The sequence below is a fragment of the Capnocytophaga sp. oral taxon 326 str. F0382 genome (assembly GCF_000318295.1).
Classification (GTDB): domain Bacteria; phylum Bacteroidota; class Bacteroidia; order Flavobacteriales; family Flavobacteriaceae; genus Capnocytophaga; species Capnocytophaga periodontitidis.
In genome coordinates, this window is sequence record NZ_KB291387.1 from 1 (window position 1) to 16,930 (window position 16,930).

At 39.3% G+C, this 16,930-nt stretch carries 18 protein-coding genes; 1 reads left to right on the top strand and 17 read right to left on the bottom strand.

Annotated elements, in window-relative coordinates:
• Positions 1 to 59 precede the first annotated feature (59 nt).
• The 6 genes from HMPREF9073_RS15685 to HMPREF9073_RS03970 form a co-directional block, all read right to left on the bottom strand.
• Positions 60 to 197, bottom strand: coding sequence for a hypothetical protein (locus tag HMPREF9073_RS15685; protein ID WP_009412709.1), 138 nt, complete (start codon positions 195 to 197; stop codon positions 60 to 62).
• 50 nt (positions 198 to 247) lie between these two features.
• Positions 248 to 631, bottom strand: a complete 384-nt coding sequence (locus HMPREF9073_RS03950; protein ID WP_009412710.1) for a coiled-coil domain-containing protein — start codon at positions 629 to 631, stop codon at positions 248 to 250.
• A 90-nt stretch (positions 632 to 721) separates the two neighbouring features.
• A complete protein-coding gene (locus tag HMPREF9073_RS03955; RefSeq protein ID WP_009412711.1) occupies positions 722 to 2,608 on the bottom strand; it encodes a glutamine amidotransferase in 1,887 nt (628 codons plus the stop codon).
• Between the two features lie 2 nt (positions 2,609 to 2,610).
• Positions 2,611 to 3,555 carry a mevalonate kinase gene (locus HMPREF9073_RS03960; RefSeq protein ID WP_009412712.1) on the bottom strand — a complete coding sequence of 315 codons (945 nt, stop codon included), beginning with the start codon at positions 3,553 to 3,555 and terminating at the stop codon, positions 2,611 to 2,613.
• Between the two features lie 121 nt (positions 3,556 to 3,676).
• Positions 3,677 to 3,967 (bottom strand): type II toxin-antitoxin system RelE/ParE family toxin, encoded by a 291-nt coding sequence (locus HMPREF9073_RS03965; RefSeq protein ID WP_009412713.1) that lies wholly within the window; start codon positions 3,965 to 3,967, stop codon positions 3,677 to 3,679.
• Positions 3,939 to 4,181 (bottom strand): hypothetical protein, encoded by a 243-nt coding sequence (locus HMPREF9073_RS03970; protein WP_009412714.1) that lies wholly within the window; start codon positions 4,179 to 4,181, stop codon positions 3,939 to 3,941. The genes HMPREF9073_RS03965 and HMPREF9073_RS03970 overlap by 29 nt, the downstream gene beginning before the upstream one ends.
• A 138-nt stretch (positions 4,182 to 4,319) precedes the next feature.
• Between HMPREF9073_RS03970 and HMPREF9073_RS03975 the strand changes: the two genes are divergently transcribed.
• A complete protein-coding gene (locus HMPREF9073_RS03975; protein ID WP_009412715.1) occupies positions 4,320 to 5,099 on the top strand; it encodes a S24 family peptidase in 780 nt (259 codons plus the stop codon).
• A gap of 1 nt (position 5,100) precedes the next feature.
• Here the strand turns inward: HMPREF9073_RS03975 and HMPREF9073_RS03980 are convergent, their stop codons facing one another.
• The 11 genes from HMPREF9073_RS03980 to HMPREF9073_RS04030 all read right to left on the bottom strand — a co-directional run bounded on the left by HMPREF9073_RS03980 (position 5,101) and on the right by HMPREF9073_RS04030 (position 16,847).
• Positions 5,101 to 5,316, bottom strand: coding sequence for a hypothetical protein (locus HMPREF9073_RS03980; RefSeq protein ID WP_009412716.1), 216 nt, complete (start codon positions 5,314 to 5,316; stop codon positions 5,101 to 5,103).
• Positions 5,317 to 5,322: 6 nt separating this feature from the next.
• The gene (locus HMPREF9073_RS03985; protein WP_009412717.1) at positions 5,323 to 5,769 is read right to left on the bottom strand and encodes a hypothetical protein; all 447 of its coding nucleotides are present in this window, start codon (positions 5,767 to 5,769) and stop codon (positions 5,323 to 5,325) included.
• A 139-nt stretch (positions 5,770 to 5,908) separates the two neighbouring features.
• Positions 5,909 to 8,041, bottom strand: a complete 2,133-nt coding sequence (locus HMPREF9073_RS03990; protein WP_009412718.1) for a family 65 glycosyl hydrolase domain-containing protein — start codon at positions 8,039 to 8,041, stop codon at positions 5,909 to 5,911.
• A 358-nt stretch (positions 8,042 to 8,399) separates the two neighbouring features.
• Positions 8,400 to 9,179 carry a hypothetical protein gene (locus tag HMPREF9073_RS15250; RefSeq protein ID WP_009412721.1) on the bottom strand — a complete coding sequence of 260 codons (780 nt, stop codon included), beginning with the start codon at positions 9,177 to 9,179 and terminating at the stop codon, positions 8,400 to 8,402.
• A 230-nt stretch (positions 9,180 to 9,409) separates the two neighbouring features.
• The gene (locus tag HMPREF9073_RS04000; protein ID WP_009412723.1) at positions 9,410 to 10,747 is read right to left on the bottom strand and encodes a NupC/NupG family nucleoside CNT transporter; all 1,338 of its coding nucleotides are present in this window, start codon (positions 10,745 to 10,747) and stop codon (positions 9,410 to 9,412) included.
• A 12-nt stretch (positions 10,748 to 10,759) separates the two neighbouring features.
• Positions 10,760 to 11,368, bottom strand: a complete 609-nt coding sequence (locus tag HMPREF9073_RS04005; protein ID WP_009412724.1) for a bifunctional nuclease family protein — start codon at positions 11,366 to 11,368, stop codon at positions 10,760 to 10,762.
• Positions 11,369 to 11,518: 150 nt separating this feature from the next.
• The gene (locus tag HMPREF9073_RS04010) at positions 11,519 to 11,965 is read right to left on the bottom strand and encodes a copper resistance protein NlpE N-terminal domain-containing protein (protein ID WP_009412725.1); all 447 of its coding nucleotides are present in this window, start codon (positions 11,963 to 11,965) and stop codon (positions 11,519 to 11,521) included.
• Between the two features lie 20 nt (positions 11,966 to 11,985).
• Positions 11,986 to 13,440, bottom strand: a complete 1,455-nt coding sequence (locus HMPREF9073_RS04015; protein ID WP_009412726.1) for a HAMP domain-containing sensor histidine kinase — start codon at positions 13,438 to 13,440, stop codon at positions 11,986 to 11,988.
• A gap of 19 nt (positions 13,441 to 13,459) precedes the next feature.
• A complete protein-coding gene (locus HMPREF9073_RS04020) occupies positions 13,460 to 13,807 on the bottom strand; it encodes an SPOR domain-containing protein (RefSeq protein WP_009412727.1) in 348 nt (115 codons plus the stop codon).
• 16 nt (positions 13,808 to 13,823) lie between these two features.
• Complete coding sequence (pyrR, locus tag HMPREF9073_RS04025) at positions 13,824 to 14,366, bottom strand: bifunctional pyr operon transcriptional regulator/uracil phosphoribosyltransferase PyrR (protein ID WP_009412728.1); 543 nt, start codon at positions 14,364 to 14,366, stop codon at positions 13,824 to 13,826.
• Positions 14,367 to 14,375: 9 nt separating this feature from the next.
• Positions 14,376 to 16,847 carry an O-antigen ligase family protein gene (locus tag HMPREF9073_RS04030; protein ID WP_009412729.1) on the bottom strand — a complete coding sequence of 824 codons (2,472 nt, stop codon included), beginning with the start codon at positions 16,845 to 16,847 and terminating at the stop codon, positions 14,376 to 14,378.
• Between the last annotated feature and the right edge of the window lie 83 nt (positions 16,848 to 16,930).

A 16,930-nucleotide genomic window follows, 5' to 3' on the forward strand; every position in this document is an offset into this window, starting at 1 on the left:
TAATCAGCCTGTTAAAACTTTTCGGACAGGCTCAGTTTTTTATATGAAATAAGCTTTTTTTATCTATTGAAGTATAACGTTAAAATAAGAATTACCAATGAAGTAAAGAAACCTATGAGCCATTGAATAAAGATACGATTCATTTTTGAAAAGCCTTCTTTAAGTTCATTTTGCAAGTCTGTTCTTAATATTGTCATATCATTACGTATTTCAGCAATATCTTGTTTAAGTTCTGAACGAACATTAGCTATTTCAGTACGTATTTCATAAGTTCTGAACGCATATTAACTATTTCAGTACGTACTTCCGCAATATTTTGTTTAAGCTCTGAACGCACATTAGCTATTTCAGTACGTAATTTAGCTATATCTTGTTTGAATTCTGAACGTAATTCCGCTATATCTTGTTTGAGTTCTGAACGAACATTCTTAACCTCTGCTCTCACATTGGCTATATCCATTCTTATTTCAGCTACTTCTTGATGAAATTCTGTTTTACTTACTAAATTATCAAAATTCTCATTCAAGCGTTCATTAGTGAATTTAGTAATATAATTAGCTAAAGCTGTAGCTCCTTCTTTTCCTATTTTTTCACTTACGGTATCGTATAATTGTATGAGTTCTGTAGTCATAATTAAAGTTGTTTTATTGTCTTACGTTGCAAAAGTAGGTATTTTTTTCTGAAATTACAAAAAATAATTAAACGAGGACTGATTTTAGAGTCAATAAGCGCGTTCTTTATTGCCTTCGTAGAAATTGATAAAGGCGCGATTTACAACGCGATTACCGCCATCGGTGGGGTAATCACCGGTGAAATACCAATCACCGAGGTTCTCGGGGCAGGCTTTATGCAAACTGTCTACCGTTTGGAATATCACTTCCACTTCTGAGGTGAAATCCTTTGGCAAAAGCAAATCTCTTATTTTATCCGAAATTTCTTCATCGGTGAAAGGATCATACACTTCTTTTACGTAATTCACTACTTTGTCATCACTTAGTGCTACTTGGGTGAGACACTTTTCATATACTTCTTTTATGATATGATACGTACCGCGTTCTTTATGCAAAGCTAAAGCCGCTTGAAAGGCTACCAAATCTTCTAAACGCGCCATATCAATACCATAACAATCGGGATAGCGGATTTGAGGAGCTGAAGACACTATTATTATCTTCTTAGGCTCTAAACGCCCTAATATACTAAGAATACTCTTCTTGAGGGTTGTTCCGCGCACGATACTATCGTCTATAATCACCAAATTATCACCTTTTTGCACTGAGCCATAGGTAATATCGTATACGTGCGCCACGAGGTCGTCGCGGCTACTATCTTCGGTGATGAAAGTGCGCAGTTTCACATCTTTGATAGCTACTTTTTCGGTACGTACTCTTTGAGAGAGAATCGTAGGAATTTCGGATTTTTCGGCTACTGCCAACTGTGTAGCTTTCTGCTGATTGAGGTACTGTTCTGCTTCTTCTATAAGTCCTAAGTAAGAGGTTTCGGCAGTGTTAGGGATATAGGCAAAAACTGTATCTTTTAGATTATGGTTTATCGCTTGAGCGACACGAGGGAAGAGCAATTTACCCAACATTTTGCGTTCGCGGTAGATATCGCGGTCGCTACCACGAGAAAAGTAGATACGTTCAAACGAACAGGCTTTGCGTACTGTGGGGGTGAGAATTTCCTTGATAGCTGTCTCTCCACTTTTTTTGATGATAATCGCATTACCAGGGGGGAGTTCGCGTATATTTTCGTATTTCACATTGAAAACGGTTTGTATAGCAGGGCGTTCGGAGGCTACTACCACCACTTCTTCATCTTGATAGTAGAAAGCAGGACGTATACCTGCAGGGTCGCGAAGCACAAAAGCATCGCCGTTGCCTATCATTCCTTCCATTGCATAACCACCATCCCAATATTTGGCAGCGCGTTTGAGGATGCGCTCTATATTCAATCGTTCGGCGATGAAAGGAGAGGCTTCTTGTTTGGTATAACCTTCTTCTTTGAGTTTGCGATAGAGTTCTTCTACTTCGTCATCTAAAAAATGACCTATACCTTCCATTACAATCACAGTATCGGTTTTGTCTTTAGGGTGTTGCCCGAGGCGTACGAGGTTTTGGAAGAGCTCGTTTACGTTGGTCATATTGAAGTTGCCTGCCATAATGAGATTGCGGTACATCCAATTGTTTTCACGCAGGAAAGGGTGCACATTCTCGATGCTATTTTTGCCAAAAGTGCCATAGCGCACGTGCCCCATAATCACTTCGCCTATGTAAGGAAGTTCTCGTTTTTGGAGGCTTACATTGTCTTTCAGTTCAGGGTTGTTTTTAAACCCCTCGTTGATGCGCTGGTTGATGCGAGTGAAGATGTCTTGCACGGGTTGCGCCTCGTTGGAGCGTATCCTACTGATATAGCGTTCGCCAGGTTGCATATCTAATTTGATACTTGCAAGCCCTGCTCCATCTTGTCCGCGGTTGTGTTGTTTTTCGAGCATCAGGTACATTTTATTGATGCCATAGAAGGCTGTACCGTATTTTTCTTTATAAAAATCAAGAGGTTTGAGCAGGCGGATTAGGGCAATCCCGCACTCGTGTTTGATTGTGTCGCTCATTATTAAAATTGATATACTACTTCTAATTTATGGTTGCCGAGAGCGCGTTTGGCTTTCTCTAAGTCTTCAGTAAATCCTAAGATATAACCTCCTCCCCCTGATCCGCAGAGTTTTAGGAAATAATCACCCGTATCGATACCTTGTTTCCAAAGGGTGTGGAACTCTTTAGGAATCATCGGTTTGAAGTGATTGAGCACAATACCCGATAGGCTTTTGATATTGGCAAAAAGCGATTTGAAGCGCCCTTTGAGGAAATCGTCGATACAAGCATCGGTATATTTGATAAATTCCTCTTTGAGCATTTTTTGGAAGGCTTCATTCTTCATATTCTCCATAAAGATACGCACCATTGGGGCAGTTTCGCCTATCACACCGCTATCGAGCAAAAAAACAGCGCCTTTGCCATTAGGAGTTGGGGAGGGAATGCCGGTAGGCTCGATATGGTCGTGTGAATTGATGAGTATGGGTAAGCTGAGATAGCTATTGAGAGGGTCTAAACCAGAGGAAGTGCCGTGGAAGAAGGATTCCATACGTCCAAAAATCGCTTTGAGTTGCAGTAGTTTTTCGCGGGTGAGATTATCCATCGCACTGATGGGGTCGATAGCGTATTCGCTGTAAATGGCAGCTACCAAAGCTCCGCTGCTGCCTACCCCATAGCCTTGTGGAATACTGCTATCAAAGTACATACCGGCAGCGATATCGGCATTGAGTTTTTCTATATTAAAGCGGACGATAGGATTTTCTTCTTCGGTAAGTGTTTGCAGATAAGAAGCAAATTCGCGAAGTGCTTCGTTTGATTTTTTGGCAGTAGTTTCTTTACCATCCTGTACATCGGATAGCATTTTTAGAGTCCCTTTATAGAAGTTATAAGGGATAGCGAGTCCTTTAGAATTTTTAATAATACCATACTCACCAAAGAGGAGTATTTTAGAATAAAAAGGTTTCATTTTTCAGTGAAAAGTGAATAGTGAAAAGTTGTTATAGTATTTAAAGAGAGTGCAAAGATATATATTTTTAGGATATGCTGGTTGTTTTTGAGGGAGAAAAGTTTTTTGTAATATTAGGTTTTCACAAGGGTTTTTGAGAGCTGCTGCGGAAATGAATTATATAAATAGTCTTATTTTCTTCATCTACTTGATAATACAAGACAAACCTACTTTTGAAAAAGACTCTCTTATACGCCTCTACAGTTTCTACATAATTAGCTAAAAAATAAGGAGACTCAGTTATTTCCTCTATTAATTTGGCAGTTTCTACATCAATTTTTTTAGAATAAGAATCAGACATATTATGAATTGTCCAATACATTAGAGTTTGTTTCAACTCAATTTTAGCTTCTTCTGTCCAAAAAACTTTCATAATATGCTCTTACTTCTTTAAAAACCTCTTCATTACTATACACTCTTCCGTGTTTTATATCTTCACGAGAGCGTTCAATGGCACGGATATCTTCTTCTGTAACGTCAAAAAGGTCTTCAGGTTCAGCTACCTCAATACCCATATTAGCTAAGGCTTTTACTGCCAATTGATATTGCTGAAAGTCTAACTGATTTTTTAATACAATAGTGTTCATTGGTGTTGTCTTTATGTTTTGAACGGCAAAGGTACAAATAATTTGCTAATTTCCAAATTTGCTAATTTGCTAATTTCCTCTTATCTTTGCCGTGATTTTAGAGACTTTCTTTAAAGTTGTTTATCTTTCTCACTGATTATGAATGTAAAAGACCGTATCAAAAAATTTATAGACCACGAGGGGCTCTCTATTTCGGCTTTTGAAAAGACGATAGAGGTCTCTAACGGCTATGTGAATAGTATTTCCAAAAATATAGGGATTGACAAGCTGAATGTGATTGTAGAAAAATATCCTCAGCTGAGTTTGGAATGGCTGATTACGGGCAAAGGTGAGATGCTCAAACCTGCTTTACCTTTGGCCAAAACTAATAAATTGTTGATGCCTAAAGTAGTAGTGGTTGACGATGCCGATAACGAGCGTATTCCGTTAGTGCCTATACGCGCACAAGCGGGGTATCTCACTGGTTACGACGATATTACCTTTATCGAATCACTACCTACTTACAGCTTGCCAAATATGACCAATGGCACTTATCGTATGTTTCAGGTGAAAGGACTCTCAATGTACCCTACCCTGCAGGACAGCAGTTATGTAGTAGGACGCTTTGTAGATGATTGGCTCGCACTGAGCAGCAATAGGGTGTGCGTGGTAGTAACACAAAACGATGGGATTATCGTAAAACGCATTACTAATACTCTTGAAAAATACGGAACACTCTATTGTAAATCCGACAATCGGGATTTTCCACATCTATCGGTAGCGGCAGAGGATATCAAAGAGATTTGGGAATGCAAGATGCATCTTTCGTTTGAGTTTCTCGACCCTGTTACTAACTACCAGAAAATAGCCTCATTAGAAGCCGATGTAGCACACCTGAAAGAAGAGGTGCAACAACTTCGGATTATTGATATTCAATAGTTTATGCTATTTGCATTTCTTTTGTAGTTTCTTTTTCGGCAAAAAATTCCTTAGGAAGACAAACTTTTCTCATTACAGCATTAGCTTCCGCAAGTTTTTTTGGGAAATAGACTTTATTAGAGTCATATTCATCTGTTAGAACCTCTGAAACGGTAATTTTGACACCATATTTATCGCACAGGTTCTTTTTATTAATATTTTTTTCCTTTTTAGTCATAGTTGTTTAGTTTTTACGATGAATTATAAATCCTATATATTCAAAATTAGGCACAAATGATATTGTCTGCCCATTTGGTAATATCCCATAAATAAAAAAATCTTCAAGTGCTTGAGTTAGATATTTTGTAATACTCATTCTGTACAATCTATTGCGAGAATCTGTACTTCCTTTTGCATATACATATACATCTGGAAATTGGTCTGTAAACCTATATAAAGTTGCTACTACTGTTGCTAATACTTTTTCTGTATCTCCATTATCAGTAGTTATTTCATCATCTAAATAGCCTGTAATAGAATTTCTATCTCCAAAACCTAAGTTGAAAAATCCTTCTATCTCCATTTCCTCATAGATAACTACTTTTTCTATTTTCCCTTTATTTCCCTCACTAATGAAATGATACATATAAGCATTTTCATCAGAAGTGATTTCATATCTTGGTAAGTTCATTTTAATGATTTGGTTTTATTTTGATACAAAAGTACAACTTTTTATTTAAATTGCAATTCTCCAAAGTTTCAAATTTTAGCAAAGTGTAGCGCCTCAAAGACGATTTTAAGACTTTTTAAACAGCCCCTACATAAAATGATTACAATTTTATCTCTTTAATCTCTCCTTGGAAAATAACTTTAAAGGAAAGGTTTTTCCAGTGTTTGGGCAGGCGGGGGGTAAAGTGTAATTTTCCGCTCTTTACACGCATACCGGCAAATCCTTCGACGATGCTGAGCCAAGTACCTGCCATTGAGGTGATGTGTAATCCCTCGTGAACTTCTTTATTGTAGTCGTCTAAATCGAGGCGGGCGGTGCGGAGGTAGAGCGTATAAGCCTCATCGGTCTTCCCTAAGGCAGAAGCTAATACACTGTGTACACAAGGTGATAAAGAGGACTCGTGTACCGTGAAAGGTTCGTAAAACTCGTAGTGCCTTTGGAGTTCTTCTTTGGTAAAATGGTCTTCAAAGAAATAGAAACCTTGTAGCGTGTCGGCTTGCTTGATGTAAGGTGAACGGAGGATTCTATCCCACGACCAATGTTGGTTGAGCGGGCGCTCCCCAGCAGGAATAGCACTCACAGGTTTGAGGTCTTTATCCAAAAATCCGTCTTGTTGCAAATATACTCCATACTTTTCGCTATAAGGGAAATAGATATTTTGGGCTATATGTAGCCATTGTTGCGTTTCTTCTTTTGTAATATCTTCTTTTTGCAATGTTGTTACCTGCTCAGCAGCATAGCGCAGACACCAAGAGGCGAGGTAATTTGTATAAAAATTGTTGTTTATATTGTTTTCGTACTCATTAGGGCCTGTAACGCCTAAGATTACATATTTTTGTTTCTCTTCAGAAAAAGAGACTCTCTGTGTCCAAAAACGCGCAATAGCAATAAGCACTTCTATTCCATAGTCTTTGAGGTAGGACTCATCACCGGTATAGCGGGTATAGTTATAGATAGCAAAGGCAATCGCCCCGTTGCGGTGGATTTCTTCAAAGGTGATTTCCCACTCGTTATGGCACTCTTCGCCGTTCATCGTTACCATAGGATAGAGCGCTGCTCCGCCGGTAAAACCGAGTTTTTTGGCGTTTTCAATCGCTTTATCCAACTGGTTGTAGCGGTACATCAGTAGGTTGCGGGCTACTTCGGCGCCTTTGGTAGCCATATAAAAAGGCAAACAATAGGCTTCGGTATCCCAATAGGTGCTACCGCCATACTTTTCACCCGTAAAGCCCTTAGGCCCTATATTGAGGTGTGCGTATTTGCCAGAATAGGTTTGGTTGAGTTGGAAGATATTAAAGCGGATGCTTTGTTGGGCTTTTTCATCGCCTTCAATCACAATATCAGAGGTTTCCCAAATAGCAGCCCAATCTTCTTTTTGTTTTTCTAAAAGACTATCAAAAAGAGCAATAGACTTTGACAAAGTTTTAGACTTTGTCAAAGTTGAGTAATCATTACTTCTACTATATCCTCCGTATTTTTCAATGCGGAAAGTCTGATTTTTCTTAGCTGTTAGCTCATATTGCAACCCTATATAATTCTCTTTCTTATTTTCTTTAGGAGTGATTGACAAGGCTTCATTGTCTATAAACAAATCGTTTTGCATAAAGGTTTGTATCATAAAGCCTGTCTTTTTAGTTTCAGCAAGTATATGAGCCGCATTTTCGGCAGTAGCAATGCTTATGGTATTCCAAAAACGCTCATCCCAATTGGCATCACTGTTTTTAATACCACTGTCTAAGTAACTTTCTATTTCTATAGTAGCCTCGGTAGTGAGGGGGGTGATTTCGTAGCGCAGAGCACCGATTTCATCGTAGCGCAAGGAGAGGAAACGCAAGACTTTCACTTGTATTTCTTGCTGATTGGGGAGCTTAGCAGTGAATGAACGCTCATACCAACCTTCTTTCATATTGAGTTGGCGACGGAAGTTTTTCACTTCGAGGCAGGTGTTCAAATCTAATAATTCTCCATTAATTTTGATGTGTAACCCTATCCAATTAGGAGCATTGAGCACTTTGGCAAAGTACTCGGGATAGCCGTTTTTCCACCAGCCTACTCGGGTTTTATCGGGGTAATAGACACCACCGATATAACTGCCTTGCAGAGTATCGCCCGTATAATCTTCTTCAAAATTAGCACGCATTCCCATAGCCCCATTGCCGAGGCTGAAAATACTTTCGTGTTTGGTAATATCGGCTTTATTAAAGCCCTCAATGATGATGTTCCAAGTGTTCATTTTATTTAGGGGATAGGGGTTAGGGGATAGGGGTTTTGGAGAATTTTTCTCGTTTTTGGAGAATTGAAATTAGTTTCCAAAAATTATTATATATTGATAATCAGTGTTTTTTATATTTTAGCAAAAAGTTTTTGGAGAATTTTTCTCGTTTTTGGAGAATTGAAATCTATTTTTTATAGTTAAACAAAAATAGGTTAGCAATAAATAGGGGTGGTATCTAAAAAGTTTTATTTGTATGGGCGTTTGCAAAACGCCCGTACACAACATACTATAAAAGCATTTGATTATCAGATTTATAGAATTTATAAAGTTTTTGACTTTGACAAAGTTTATTCTCAAGATATAAAAGGCGGTGGTTTTAGTTTTTTTCTTCTTTACTAAGAAATTCCTTTTGTGTGTAAACTCTTCCTGTTTTGCTATTCATATAATAGATAAGATCACTTGCACTAGGGGGTTCTCCTCCTGAAGGATCAGTTTCTGCTTCTCCGCCTTTATATTTTAATCCTATTATATAATAATCGTTTTCAGTAGTAGTATCTCGTGGTTTTCCGTAGCTAATATTAAAACTTAACTCAGCATTTAGAGGGTCGCCTACAAAAAATCCTTTTCCCGTTTTTAAATTGATAACTCCTTGCTTTTCTATGAACTTTAAAACATCAGCAGGTTTTATCTTCCCATATCTATTTTCTTCATTAACCTGAGTTAATTTGCCGTATTTATCATAATACTCCGATATGCCGATTGGTAAATACTGACCTAAAAAAGTCTTTTTTTCTTTGATATAACCATCTATATAAAACTCTTTTAACACAGTAATATAGGGAGGTTTCCCTATAATCTCACGAATATACCCTCCAAGGAACTTATCAGAAGCATCTCCTCCTTCATACCAATTCATTGATACAACCATATCTCCGTTAGGCTTTACATACACGCCTTCTGAAACCTTTTTTACTTTTTCAAACAGTTCAAAATCAAACTTTTCTCTTATTGTATCTTTATTTTTTAAGTTTAAGAACGTTTGTAATTCTTTATTTTCTTTTTCCTCTTTTGCAATATTTATTACTGAATCTTCTTTTATTTGTTTTCTATTCTCACAAGAAATCAATAACAAGAAAAATAATATAAACTTTACCATACATCTTTAATATTTATAGTTAAACAAAAATAGGTTACGAATAAATAGAGGTGCTGTCTAAAAAGTTTTATTTGCGTGGGCGTTTGCAAAACGCCCGTACACAACACACCCAAAAGTAATTGATTATCAGGTTTTTTAAGACTTTGTCAAAGTCCAAGGAGTTTGGAAAAGTGTAGCGACGCAAATGCGATTTCGAGGCTTTTTGGAGAGCCACATTGATTATTTTTTAATTATCCTATTATCATTCCGGCGATGGTGGCTGACATTAGGGAGGCTAACGAACCGCCAAGCACTGCTTTGAGTCCGAATTCTGAAAGGGTTTTGCGTTGGTTAGGAGCTAAAGCACCTATACCGCCTATCTGGATACCTATAGAGGCAAAATTGGCAAAACCACAGAGCATATAGGTAGCTATCATTATTGATTTGTTGTACATCAAGTGAGGCTGACTCGCCATATCTTTGAGGATACCTAATTGAGTGTAGGCTACAAACTCTGAAGAAGCGAGTTTTACCCCGAGCAATTGCCCCATTAGCATCACATCTTCTTTGGCAATCCCGATGAGCCACATCACAGGGGAGAAAATTGTACCGAGAATCATCTCAAGCGAAAGCCCTTCTTTATAAGGCGTATTGGCAGCAATAAAACCATTGAGATCTCCTATATAGCCTATCTGGTGGAAAATATAGTTAATCATTGCAATCATCGCAACGAATACGAGGAGCATAGCAGCTACGTTGGCAGCAAGTTTGAGTCCTTCGGTAGTACCATTGGCGATAGCATCGAGTACGTTAGAACCAACATTTTCCATTGATACGTGAGAATCGTTAGAGAATTGTTCGGTTTGTGGACAGAGGATTTTGGAAACTACAATAGCTCCAGGAGCAGCCATTACTGAGGCGGCTAACAAGTGACGAGCGAAAAGCAAGCGCATTTCGGGGTCATCACCGCCGAGGTATTGTATATAAGCTGCCATTACCCCACCGGCTACAGTAGCCATACCGCCTATCATCACGAGGAGGATTTCGGAGCGAGTCATTTTAGAGAGGTAAGCCTTAATCATCAAAGGAGCTTCGGTTTGACCGAGGAAGATATTACCTGTAACCGAAAGACTTTCGGCTCCTGAAATATTAAGGAGTTTAGAGAGTGCCCACGCCATTCCGCGTACTACTATTTGGATAACTCCTAAGTAGAACAAGAGAGAGGTGAGCGCTGAAAAGAAGATAATAGTAGGTAGTACTTGGAATACGAATATATACCCAAAAGTATTGGTATCAAGCAGGTTACCCAATAGAAACTGGCTACCAGCTTTGGTGAAATCTAATATCAACACGAACACACTACCAGCGAAATCAAAAGCTTTTTGAATGAAGCCTACTTTGAGGATACCTATAGCGAGCAGTAGTTGTATAGTTAAGCCAATACCTACAGTGCGCCAATTGATAGCGCGGCGGTTGCTGCTAAATAGAAATGCTATAAAGAGAATCACTACCATTCCTAACACCCCACGTCCAAAGCTTTCCATTGTAAATCCTTCACTGGGGATTACTTTCATAATTGTTTCTTCCATCTATTATTGTTTTTAAAAGGTATTATCACGTTTTGAAATTTCGTCTCTCACTTGAGCAGCCATTTCGTAATCCTCATTTTCCACACATTCACCGAGCATTTTCTTAAGTTCGCTAAGTGAGTATTTGGAATATCGATTGCGGGATTCATCGTCGGCGACATCGTCTAACGACGGGCTCACGGGTTGTTTTTTGTTGTCTTCGTTTGGCAAAGGGATGTAGATACCTGCACGTTCTACAATTTCTTTATAGGTATAGATAGGTGCATTGAAGCGCAATGCGATAGCAATAGCATCGCTGGTACGGGCATCGATAGTGCGTTCTTTGTTATTTTGCACACAGAGCATATTAGAATAAAAAATGCCTTCCTCTAATTTGTAAATCACTACGCGTCGCACTTGGATACTGAAAGTATCGGCTAAATTTTTGAAGAGGTCGTGTGTGAGGGGGCGTGGTGGGATGATGTTTCTCTCTAACTCTAAAGCAATAGCTTGCGCCTCGAAGGTGCCTATGACGATAGGCAACTTCAAATCGGACTCTAATTCGTGCATTATCAGCACAAAAGCGTCGTTTTGAGAATGGTTATATGATATTCTTTTGACAAAGAGGCGTACTAAATCCATCAGTAGGTTAGCGTAAGAACTTTTTAATTGGGGGGGTAAAGGTAAGATAAAAAAAGAGAACTACAAAAGTTTTGTTAAAATATTTTTTGAAACGACACGAAAAAGGCTATGCAAAGTATCGCATAGCCTTTGTTTTAGTGTGATTTTGTTTTACATTTGTTTGGTAAGAGTGTATTCTTTTACCATTTTAGGTTCTTTACCATCTTCACCTACTTGTACGATATTATCGCCTTTGGTAATATAGAAAGATTTGTGATTATCAGCTTTAGAAACGAGTGTAAAACCTTTATCAGTGCGTTCTACTTTACCTTCTTCTTTAGATTCGAAGTTTTTGCTTGCACAGTTTTCTTGTTTTACATAGGTGTCATCGGCATAGAGATGGATAACGGTAGCCATTCCGCCGCAATCGGCAGCTGGAAGTGTACCTACATAAGTAGCTAACAATTGAGGAGTTACCATTTCTTCTACTTTTTCAGCAGCATTCTCCATCATAGTAGTGGTTTCACTTGCTACAGTATTAGCAGTTTGTGAAGGATTGTTTTGACAGGAGGCGAGCAAAAGCACAGCAGCTCCTAATGTAAAGATGTGTTTTTTCATAAAATATAATGTTTAATACGTTACTTATTCAAAAAATGTACCAATGTTACAACAAATTCGCTGCCTTTGCCTACTTGGGAGGTAAAAGAAATGCTACCCCCGTAGGAAAGCACGATGTTTTTCACCATTGCTAATCCCAAGCCACTACCGCTGGTTTTGGTAGTGAATTTTGGTTCGAATATCTTTTCTTTATCGGCATCAGCGATACCTATACCGTTATCTTTTACGGTGAGAGTAATATCTTTTTCACTTTTAGTAAGCGTTACTTCTATTGCGGGGAAAGGTTCATTTTCGGTAGCTTGGAGAGCATTTTTCACGAGATTGGTTACCACGCGCCCTAATTGATCTTTATCGAACACAGCAACAATCTCATCGTGAGAGTGCGTGAAGTGAATTTCATCGGTGTTGAAAATATCCAAAGTACGTTTGATAACAGATACAAAATCAAACTCTTCGTCGTTTTTAGCCGGCATATTCGTAAGAGCTGAGAAAGCCGTAGAGATATTGCTGAGGATATCTATTTGCTGGATGAGTGATTCGCAAAACTCGTTGGTTTGTTCAGTAGTTTGAGGTTCGCGGCTCGCTTTGCGCTGATAACTCTGTACCGAAAGACGCATAGGAGTCAGTGGATTTTTGATTTCGTGCGCTACTTGTTTTGCCATATCGCGCCACGCTTGTTCGCGTTCCGATTGTGCCAAAAGAGCTTTACTATTCTCAATCTCGTCAATCATTCCGTTATAGGCATTTACCAATTCAGTAATTTCAGCAGGTGCTGATTTGAGGAGGATTTTTTCATTCTGCGATAGCAAGCGCGTTTTCTCTAATCGGTTTTCAATGGTTTTGAGTGATTTGGTGATGTACTTAGAGATAAAGTAAGCTACCGTGAGTGCGACCACCAAGAGTGAAAAATAGACAATTGCCAAATTGTAGAGCGATCCTTCTAAAGCGCGCTCGTTGAAAGTATCGTTCTCAAAATAAGGAATATTGAGAATAGCGATAGGCTTGAACTGCAAATCGGTGATGTAGCTATAGGAAGTTTGATAACCGCGCCCTGCAAACTCGTGGTGTTCTACCAAGCGTTTGTTGAGGGTTGCTGAGAGCTGATGTAGTACTGCAGGTGGAATGAAAAACGCATCTTGATCGGGGGATAGAGAGGCTTTAGAGCTTTTGAGCAGCACTCCATCGAGGTCATAGAGGGCAAAATTTAGGTTTTGGATATTGGCAATGCTATAGATATCTTCACGGAAAATAAGGGGAATATAAGGAGTTTCGACAGGGAAAGTTGTTTGCGAAAACACGTACTGTATTTGCATTTTTATTTGGTTTTCCTTGTCGACAAGACGTTCGTCGTGATATTCCAACGCTTGTTTTTTGTATTGGCTGACCATCACTAAGGCTAAGATAGCAAAAGACACCAGCACGAGAAGGGTCATACTGAGGAATATCTGGAAGCGAAGGCTGTTTTTCTTGAACATAACGTTCCCCTATTAGAGATTATTTTAAGCCAACCACGAAAGCAGCAGGATAGGATTTTTTAATCTCTATCAAGTTTTTTTCGGCTTCTAAGCGTGTGCGGAAACTACCGATGCGCACTTTGTAATTAGGAGACTCGAAAGTGAGCAAGGCAGGATATTGTTTGTATTTATTTTTAGCATCGAGTAAGGCTTTGTTTGCCTCGGTGATGTTACCGTTGTAGATTTGCACTTGGAAAGCACTTTCGCTGCGGGCTACTTCTTTTTTGTACTCCATAGCATCGGCGATATTGCTCTCTTGGTTGATAGTTACTTGTGCATAAGTAGCGGCTGTGAGCAATAAAGCAGCGGTGATAAATATATTTTTCATCTTTGTTAAAAAAGTTTTACTTATTAATTACCTGAACGGAATTGTCGTTCCAATTGACGATTACACGTTCGTTGTTGATAGCATCGACCTGCTTGCCGCTGTAATCGGGCTGGATAGGCAGTTGACGGCTAAAGCGTCTATCGATAAGCACTAAGAGTTCTATTTGAGAGGGACGACCAAAGCTTTGTATAGCACTGAGTGCCGCGCGGATACTTCTGCCGGTATAGAGCACATCATCGATGAATACCACATGTTTGTTTTCCACGATGAAATCGATAGCGGTAGAGTTAGCCTCTAAGGGTTTGCCCGTACGGCGAAAATCGTCGCGGAAGAAAGTGATATCCAAGAGCCCCAATGGAATATTGGGTAGGTTATATTCCTCGGCGAGCAGACTCACCAAGCGCTGGGCTAAGTGAGTGCCGCGGGGTTGTATACCGATGAAAACTGTATCGGAAAAATTGTTGTGGTTTTCAATCAGTTCACAAGCGAGGCGGTGGAGCATCACTTGGAGTTCCTTTTCACCGATAATTTGCTTAGTATAAGTGTTATCGATAGTCATTATACGTGTTTAAAAGGTAAGGGTGTTTAAATTCTTTTGAGCATCGGCATTGCCTTCGGCGGCAGCTTTTTGGAAAAAGACTTTGGCATTGTTTCTATCACCCAACATATAATAACAAGAAGCGCGATAGTTATTCAACACAGGGTCTATAGCGATGCCGAGTTGTTCCATTTGGGCAATATCGTTGATAGCGCGTTGATACTGCTGGGTGTTGTAGTAGCTAATAGCGCGGTATTTAAGTCCGTCGATATGAGCGGGTACTTTTTCTAAGAATTTAGTAAAGACAGGGATAGCCTCGGCATATCGTTGTTGCAAATAAAGCTGCATTGCCTCGCTGTAGAGGGGAGCAAATTGTTCTACTTGCATACGCGAAATAATTTTGTTGCGATTGTTGATGATTTCCTGATTGGTAGGCAAATACACAAAAGCAGTATCTAACACGGCGCGTGCTTCGGGAATTTGGTTATTTTTCTCCAATAGGTATGCCAAAGAGTTCCAAGCTTGTACTTCACCGCGATTGGCCAAGCGAGCATCTCTATCAACATCGACGTGGAAGATGCTTTTCAAACGTTTTTTCCACTTAGGTTCTTCTTTTTGTATGCTATCTTTTTCTAAACTCAAAAACTGTTTGAGCAATTTGATAGATTCTTGTTCTTTCCCCAGATTGTTGAGTGCAAAAGTTTCTAAGTTCAAACTACCGTAGAAATTAGGTTTGATCATTCGGGCTTTGTGAGCGTATTTGTAGATACTATCTAATTTCTTTTCGGGTTCCATAAAGTAGGATACTGCCATAAAATACTCAGGGCGAGCATCGTAAGGATGATAGTGAATAGAAGAAAGGATTTTGCGAGCTTCATCAAATTTCTTTTCATCGATGAGGTAGCGCGCTTTTTCCACATCTACAGGTTCGGCAACAGCGGTGAGGTTAGGGATACGAGGATAGTTACGTATGAGATAATCGGCAGGAGATTTAGGAGAGCGTACCCCTTGTTGTTCTTCTTTTACCATTCGTTGTATTTTAGAGGAATCGAAGTACATTCTTTCTACAATTACCCCTAATACCATTGCCACTACAGCTATAGCACCTATAAAGCCAATAGCAAGTGTAGGGAGTTTGCGTTCTTTGCTGTTTTTTCCAAAGTACAATACAGCCAAACCTACTGCTATCCCTACGTAGATACCAAAGAGTGCTTGAATTTCGGGGCGATCCTGAGGGAAGTTAAAGAAGGCATCGAACGAATAGGCAAAAAGCCCAAAGAGTGGCAAGAAAAACCACTGTTCCTGTTCAGAATTTTTATTTTTATAAGTACCTTTGATAAAATAAAAAGCCGCTAAGAGGAAGATAGCCACAAATGCCAAGCCTCCAAAGATACCCACTTCGGCGGTAAGCTCTAAGAAGTCGTTGTGGTTTTTATACATATAGATATAGTGCGGGCTATAAGAGTTTTCGTACTGCAAGAAGCGCACTTTCCAGTTACCGATACCTACACCAAGTAATGGGTCGTTAGGAATCATATCGGTAGCAGTGATTACCCAAGCGGTTTTACGCAAGTTGTTACTTTGGTTTTCTTGGTTCGCCACCTCAGCCAAACGCGCGCCGAAACTAGTGCTTTGTCGCACTTCTTGAGGGTATAAATAATTCTGTACAAATGAGAAAATACCGAAAGCAATAACTACCAATCCTACGTGTATCAGTACTTTTACTCCTGTTTCACGACGTTTGAGGATGAAAAAATCGATTGCACCATAGATCACAAAAATCACCACAGTGAGGATTGTAGCCAAATAGAAGGTACGGGTACTCATAAAGAAGACCGCCAAAGTACCTAAAGTAAGTCCGACAGCTCCAATGAGACGCAAATAGTTTTCTCGGCGGAAGTAGAACAGCCATACTGCAAAAGGTATTTTGATGAATATAGCTGAAGCTAAGATGTTTTTATTAGAATATGAACCTTTGATAGCCAAATCGGTAGCAGTGCCTTTGATGACCCCTTTAATACCGTCCATCGCCACTAAGAAGTCGTAGCAAAGCAGAATCGTCATTGCTAAGGCTAAGACAACAATTCCTTCTTTATAGTAAATTACCAAAGCGGAGACCATCCACGCGGCAGAGAAAGCGGTGAATATTTTGAAGAAGTGGAGGATAGCTTCTTCAGTATTGATAGCCTTGGAAAAAGAGAGCAATGCCATTACCATTATGAGGCTATAGGCAATCCCTATTTTATTGGTAAAGAAGCCAAAAAGTACCTGAGTGCGTTCTCTAAATTCTTTGATAAAAAACACGAGAGCAACCACTACTAAGTTAAGGATTGCAAAGGTGTAGAATTTAGTAGCGTTAGAGTCGAACGCCATCCAGTTAGGGGTGATTACCGTTACATAGCCATAGGCGATGAGCAAGAAGGTTGCTAACCATTTGATAGGGGTGTTTTGGGGTTGTGCTGCAACGGCAGCAGTAGAGGTTTTCTTGTTATTGGGTTTCATATTTCAATTAACAATTAACGATTTATAATTAACAATTGTGATACTTCTTATATTAAGTTTGTTTTTAGAGGGCGTTTGCAAAA